Source organism: Massilia alkalitolerans DSM 17462 (assembly GCF_000427785.1).
In the GTDB taxonomy this organism is placed as follows: Bacteria; Pseudomonadota; Gammaproteobacteria; order Burkholderiales; family Burkholderiaceae_D; genus Telluria; species Telluria alkalitolerans.
In genome coordinates this window covers 1-5,677 of the sequence record NZ_ATYR01000065.1, presented here as the reverse complement: position 1 = coordinate 5,677, position 5,677 = coordinate 1, and the positions used below count along the sequence as shown (strand labels likewise).

The 5,677-nt window shown below is 54.4% G+C and carries 6 protein-coding genes and 1 riboswitch; of the genes, 4 read left to right on the top strand and 2 right to left on the bottom strand.

Features of this window, described 5'->3' with window-relative positions:
* A partial coding sequence (locus YWC_RS34000) for an integrase core domain-containing protein (RefSeq protein ID WP_027868083.1) occupies positions 1–238 on the top strand: 238 nt, incomplete at its 5' end.
* Here the strand turns inward: YWC_RS34000 and YWC_RS0126715 are convergent.
* Positions 235–843 carry an LTA synthase family protein gene (locus YWC_RS0126715; RefSeq protein WP_156923919.1) on the bottom strand — a complete coding sequence of 203 codons (609 nt, stop codon included), beginning with the start codon at positions 841–843 and terminating at the stop codon, positions 235–237. The two genes, YWC_RS34000 and YWC_RS0126715, sit on opposite strands and share 4 nt — an antisense overlap.
* Positions 844–2,241: 1,398 nt before the next feature.
* Complete coding sequence (locus tag YWC_RS31125; RefSeq protein ID WP_036216362.1) at positions 2,242–2,469, bottom strand: hypothetical protein; 228 nt, start codon at positions 2,467–2,469, stop codon at positions 2,242–2,244.
* A 127-nt stretch (positions 2,470–2,596) separates the two neighbouring features.
* Here YWC_RS31125 and YWC_RS0126705 point away from each other — a divergent pair, with 127 nt between their 5' ends.
* From YWC_RS0126705 to YWC_RS0126695, 3 genes are all read left to right on the top strand, one after another.
* On the top strand, positions 2,597–3,793 hold the full coding sequence (locus YWC_RS0126705) for an MFS transporter (protein ID WP_036216360.1): 1,197 nt from the start codon (positions 2,597–2,599) through the stop codon (positions 3,791–3,793).
* A 35-nt stretch (positions 3,794–3,828) separates the two neighbouring features.
* A riboswitch (Fluoride riboswitch) is annotated at positions 3,829–3,891 on the top strand.
* Positions 3,892–3,971: 80 nt separating this feature from the next.
* The gene (locus YWC_RS0126700; RefSeq protein WP_027868080.1) at positions 3,972–5,306 is read left to right on the top strand and encodes a voltage-gated chloride channel family protein; all 1,335 of its coding nucleotides are present in this window, start codon (positions 3,972–3,974) and stop codon (positions 5,304–5,306) included.
* 138 nt (positions 5,307–5,444) lie between these two features.
* A partial coding sequence (locus tag YWC_RS0126695) for a transposase (RefSeq protein ID WP_027868084.1) occupies positions 5,445–5,677 on the top strand: 233 nt, incomplete at its 3' end.

The following is a 5,677-nucleotide window of genomic DNA, read 5'->3' as shown; positions in this document are numbered from 1 at the left end:
GGGGTACGCCAACATGGCCGAGCTGACAGTGGGTTTGGCGCAGTACTTTGCGTTCTACAACGCCGAGCGTCCGCATCAGGCGCTGGGCTATGAGACGCCGGACCATGTCTACATTGCTGGTGTTGGGGGAGGCGCGCTGATCGTCGACAAGTTTAGCAACGCGGACCAGGCGCCGGAGAAAAACGGCGAAACGGGGCAGCGCCGGACAGCTGCGAAAGTGGAAATGGACACAGCTTAAACTAGCCGGCTCAGTGTCTTGACTGATGGGTCCACTTTACACATCACTGTACGTTTAGAAGCTGAGTACAACACCTTGAAAAGGACAATGCTAATCAGCGCCGTGCCGCATAGGCCCAGTATCACTGCGACACGGAAGCCGTTCCACAAAGTTGCTATTACTTCTGTCGGATACGACAAGTATTCGACAAACAAACGGTTGGGCCTCACGTCGAATTGCATAACGAATTGGGGAGTAGACAGCTCCATGAAAACAATAAAAACCAGGGAGATTGTCGCCCAAACGGTTGTAAACAATTTCCAAAACGTGGCGGTTTTTTGGTGTGCAAATAGAGGAGCGAGGACAAGGGGAATAGCGAGCAAATACCCGAGCAAAATTAAATCTGCTCGCACGCCCTGAACGAGGATACGACCAAGTATCCCGGTAGCCTCTACCCGGTCCCACTGCCAAAGAAGTAATCCGATACGGGAAATCGAAAGCGCAAGCAGCCCAAGTACTAACATCTGTAAGAGGGTGGCATATGGCCCCATCCAGCGTGTCAGCCTTGCGACCGTAACTGCCTGGCGTCCACTGATTAGGGCGTCTGCTCTTGATTCGTTTGCCATCGATATTCCTTGTTGCGAATTAGACTACTCAAATTTTCTGCACATGCAATTACGCTAATGACGTCAGATGCTGATGACCAACACGCTCGTTGCACAATGCCCACCTGACTGCCGCTTGCACATACTTACCGTAATGCGATGCAATCATGTTTCGTATCCGTGCGAGCTCTGTATGCGTCACTGGTACGGTGTGTCCAAAGACATGGCGTTCATCTAGGGCGCCTCGTGGTGGCTCGTTGCTAGCACTAGCGACACACAAATATCGGTCGCTCCGCGGGAGGATACTAGATGAGAGCTTTACTCACCACAACGTCGATGTGTAAATTTGCTTGATGGACACACTTCGACAGTGGCAACCTACCCTGACAGTGCGAGATGGCAGCGGGATGCTGGGCGTCCACGCCCTCTGGCTAGCTAGCTAGGGCATGTTGACCAAGATAGGTCTAGTGTTAGTGCAGGAGGTTTGCGCCACATTTTTTCCTGCGATTTCGCGACGTGTGGCCGATACGCAGTGTGTTTGACCTTAGGGCAAGGTAGGACCTGATTCCCACGGATTTGGATTAGGCAGTCGCTCGACTGTCTTGCTGCAGGGTACCTGAAGGACTTCACGCGAGCACGCAGATTTAGGGAGCCTACTGGAATATGACTTGGACGAATACCTGGTTGCCGGCACCGCTACTTGCCGGATGCGAGTCCAATAGCTTGCGTTGTGCACGCAGATTTAGGGAGAGGTGGCGAGCGTCCGTGGGAAGCGACCGTATGCGGTCACTGTGTAGAGTTCGAGGATTAGGCAACGTGCTCGTTGCCGCAGCAGATGAGTAGTCTTATGGTGGGCGGAAGTAATGTGACATTTAGTCAAGCACGAGGCTGACTCAGCCCATTCGCGGCTCAGCAACATCTTTTGGCCGCCAAGGGGCATGGCTGACCGGCCTTCCTGCACGCAGATTAAGGGAGCTTTCACACTTATTGTGTGGGTGAAAAATCTGGGCAGACCTGATTGAAGCATGTTTCTCGACTCCGCGTCCTAGTCAAGTACGCAAACAAGGTGCGCAAGTCGTCCCGCCACCAGGCGCAGGTGCTAGACTAGGACCTTACTATCAAAAGGGCATGGAAATGTTGCGTTGGATGCTGGAGGTCTCGGGTGACGAATCGAAATTTGCCAAACTCCTCGTTCTTCTCGGAGGTATTGTCGTGGTATCCGTAGTGGCGATGCTCTTTATCGTCATCTCGGATTAATCCCCTCAATGGCAGTTTTGACGCTCCCGTAATTGACATGAAGTGACTGCCATCGCGGCTAACGCTCAGTCCCTTCCCCCGCCGCGGTGTACACAAACCTACTTGTGCAGAACGTGCTCGTCCCGGCACCCGTTTTGCCAGCTATACCGCGTCAAGCCTAGGTCAGGACTCAACGCCTCGACGTCGCCGCTTTGTTGAACTGCGCCCGGCCTCCCTCCCGCGTACCCAAGCTTCCACGGTGTCTAGGCGCCATCTTTTCAAAGCTGGATTTCCACGCACATACATCAGCGGTGGCACCTGTATCGGATTCTGCTTCATGTTGCGTTCGATGATGTCCACACTGTCGCCCATGAGCACAGCGAGCTGGTCAATGTCGAAGATGTCTTCCATTATGTTCTCGCGTTTAATGCTCCGAAGAGTGAGACAGGCTGTCGAGCTCGAAGTCAACGACGTGTAGTACCCGTTTTTAGCCTTTCCAACTAAATTCGTGTGACGTATCTGCTTGGCGGGAGCAACGATGAAAAACAAACGTTTTAGTGTCCTGCGACAGATTCCTCCATCCGTTTGGGTACTGGGGTTCGTCAGTATGCTCATGGACATCTCCTCGGAGTTGATTCATAGTCTCCTGCCAATGTTCCTGGTTCTGTCGCTTGGCGCAAGCGTGGCAACTGTTGGGCTAATCGAAGGGATTGCTGAGGCCACCGCGTTGATAGTGAAGATTTTTTCCGGAGTTCTTAGCGACTATTTCAGAAATCGAAAATGGTTTGCCTTTACCGGATATGCCATCGGGGCGCTCAGCAAGCCGTTTTTTGCTCTTGCACCATCGGTTGGGGTGGTCATAGCCGCTCGGTTTGCGGACCGGGTTGGGAAAGGCATTCGGGGGGCACCACGGGACGCCCTGGTAGCCGACATTGCGCCCCCTCACCTACGCGGCGCAGCATTCGGGCTACGCCAGTCACTAGACACGATTGGGGCCTTCGCCGGTCCCCTACTTGCCGTCGGTCTGATGCTGCTATGGGCAAACGATTTTCGGCGCGTGTTCTGGATTGCGGTGATTCCAGGAGTGATGGCTGTGTTGCTCCTTGCGATTGGGGTAACCGAGCCTATCAAGCCGTCTTCCGGCCGGCGGAAAAACCCGATTTCTGCGGAAAATCTGCGAAAACTTACATCTCCGTATTGGGCGGTAGTAGGCATCGGTGCAGTCTTCACATTGGCGCGCTTTAGTGAAGCGTTCCTCGTTCTTCGAGCGATGCAGGGTGGACTGTCGGTTGCTCTTATTCCGCTGGTCATGGTTGCTATGAACCTCGTCTATGCAGTTTCTGCTTACCCGGCCGGGAAGCTCGCCGACAGGATGGAACATCGGACACTTCTCATGATTGGTGTGGCCGTCCTGATTGCGGCCGACTTGGTATTGGCGTATGGAGACCACTGGACGACAGTGCTGGCCGGGGCGACTTTATGGGGACTGCATATGGGGCTAACACAGGGCTTGCTTGCGACCATGGTGGCTGATACGGCTCCGGTCGAGTTGAGGGGGACTGCATTCGGTTTCTTCTACCTTGTGAGCGGCGTCGCGATGTTGGCCGCCAGTACTGTCGCAGGCGTGATATGGGAGAGACTTGGTGCCCCTGCGACATTTTACTTGGGCGCATTGTTTGGCTTGCTCACACTAGCTCTTCTCTCAATCCCACGCCGCACCTCTGCCGGCGCGTAATTTTCTCAGCAACGCACACCCTGCTTTGCTAGAATCATTCGCATGGAGATGGCATACCTCCCTTAACCGCCCTTGGGGCTGATGATGCCTACATATTCCTTGAACGCGTGGGAAGATGTAGGCATGTCCCTTAGTCTCTTGCGTGTTCAGATTTGACTAATAATCTTTCTGGGCAGGCATGAAATCCATAAAGCTCTTTGAGCAAACTGAATTGCTTCTCTACGTAGGGAAGTGGACATTGTTGTCGACTGTAGTCGCGGTGATAGTAGGCGCTACTACGACCTTCTTCTTGTTCGCCCTGGACTGGGCGACAAATTCACGTAACAGTTATCGCTGGCTTATCTGGATGCTTCCTGCGGCCGGATTCTTAGTCAGTTGGCTCTACCTGCAGTTCGGGAGACACGTCGACTCCGGTATCAATCTTCTCATCGACGAAATTTATGACACGAAGAAGTTCATCCCATTACGCATGGCTCCACTGGCCTTGGGCAGCACTGTCGTGTCACATTTGTTCGGCGCCTCAGTGGGACGTGAGGGAACGGCGGTCCAGATTGGTGGGGCACTAGCTGACCAAGTCACCAAGTTGTTCAGGCTAGGAAAGGAAAGCCGCCGCATTGTGCTGATGGTCGGCATAAGTGCGGGGTTCGCTTCTGTATTTGGCACTCCACTAGCTGGCGCCATCTGGAGTCTTGAAGTGTTAGCCATCGGGCGTCTGCGCTATAACGCTCTCCTTCCCTGCATGGTGTCGGCAACTGTTGCTGACCAAGTTGGCACTATGCTTGGCGCTCATCACACTGTCTACCTCATCCCAACCATACCTCAACATTCCATTTGGGGAACGGTCGCGATGATACTTGCCGGCGTCGTCTTCGGCCTGACCGGCAAGTTGTTCGCTGAGGCCACCCATGCCGTAAGTAGGCAGATGAAGAAGTCCATCCCATACGCGCCCCTTCGCCCTTTCATCGGTGGACTTTTTGTTGCTGGAGCGGTGATGTTTTTTGGAGCTGACCGATACATTGGCCTGGGAGTTCCCACCATTGTCGAAGCCTTCGAGAAGCCGTTACCCTCATACGATTTTGCAGCCAAGATGCTTTTTACAATCGCTTCGGTTGGTAGCGGCTTCAAAGGCGGGGAAGTCACTCCACTTTTCTACATCGGTGCGACTTTGGGAAACGCACTAGCTCCCGTACTTCACATGCCCTACCCCTTACTTGCGGGGATAGGCCTCGTTGCCGTGTTTGCGGGCGCGACCAATACTCCCGTGGCCTCGACACTGATGGCGATGGAACTCTTTGGTGCCGAAGCCGGTGTGTATGCAGGCGTCGCCTGCGTTGTAAGCTATCTGTTCTCAGGCCAAACCAGCATCTACCATTCACAGCGATTCGGGCAGGACAAGCATGGACACGCCACTGACAACATGAGGCTGGACGCAGATGGAGCTGTTAAGCACCCTGGGCCCGAAATGTCGAGCATCGATGATTCGGATGGAAGTTGCCGCGACAAGGTTAGATAGAGTCCGAGTGCCTGCGATGCCCGTCAGGAGTCATTCGGGGAGAGTCATTGCGACGCTTGACCGCCCCAGCTGTGATATCGGTCACCCCTGAATCGCCCCGGGTTTTGTAGAGGCTCCAATGTTTGAGAAAATGGAGCTATGAAGAAGCAACCCAAGTATTCCCCCGAAGTCATCGAGCGCGCTGTGCGCATGGTCAGCGAGGCTGCCAGCGAGTACGAATCGCAGTGGGCCGCCATCACGTCGATCGCGGCCAAGATTGGCTGCACGCCTGAGACGCTGCGCCGCTGGGTACGCCAGCAGGAGCGCGATACCGGGCAGCGTCCAGGCCCGACCACAGCTGAAGAAGAGCGCATCAAGGCGCTGGAGCGAGA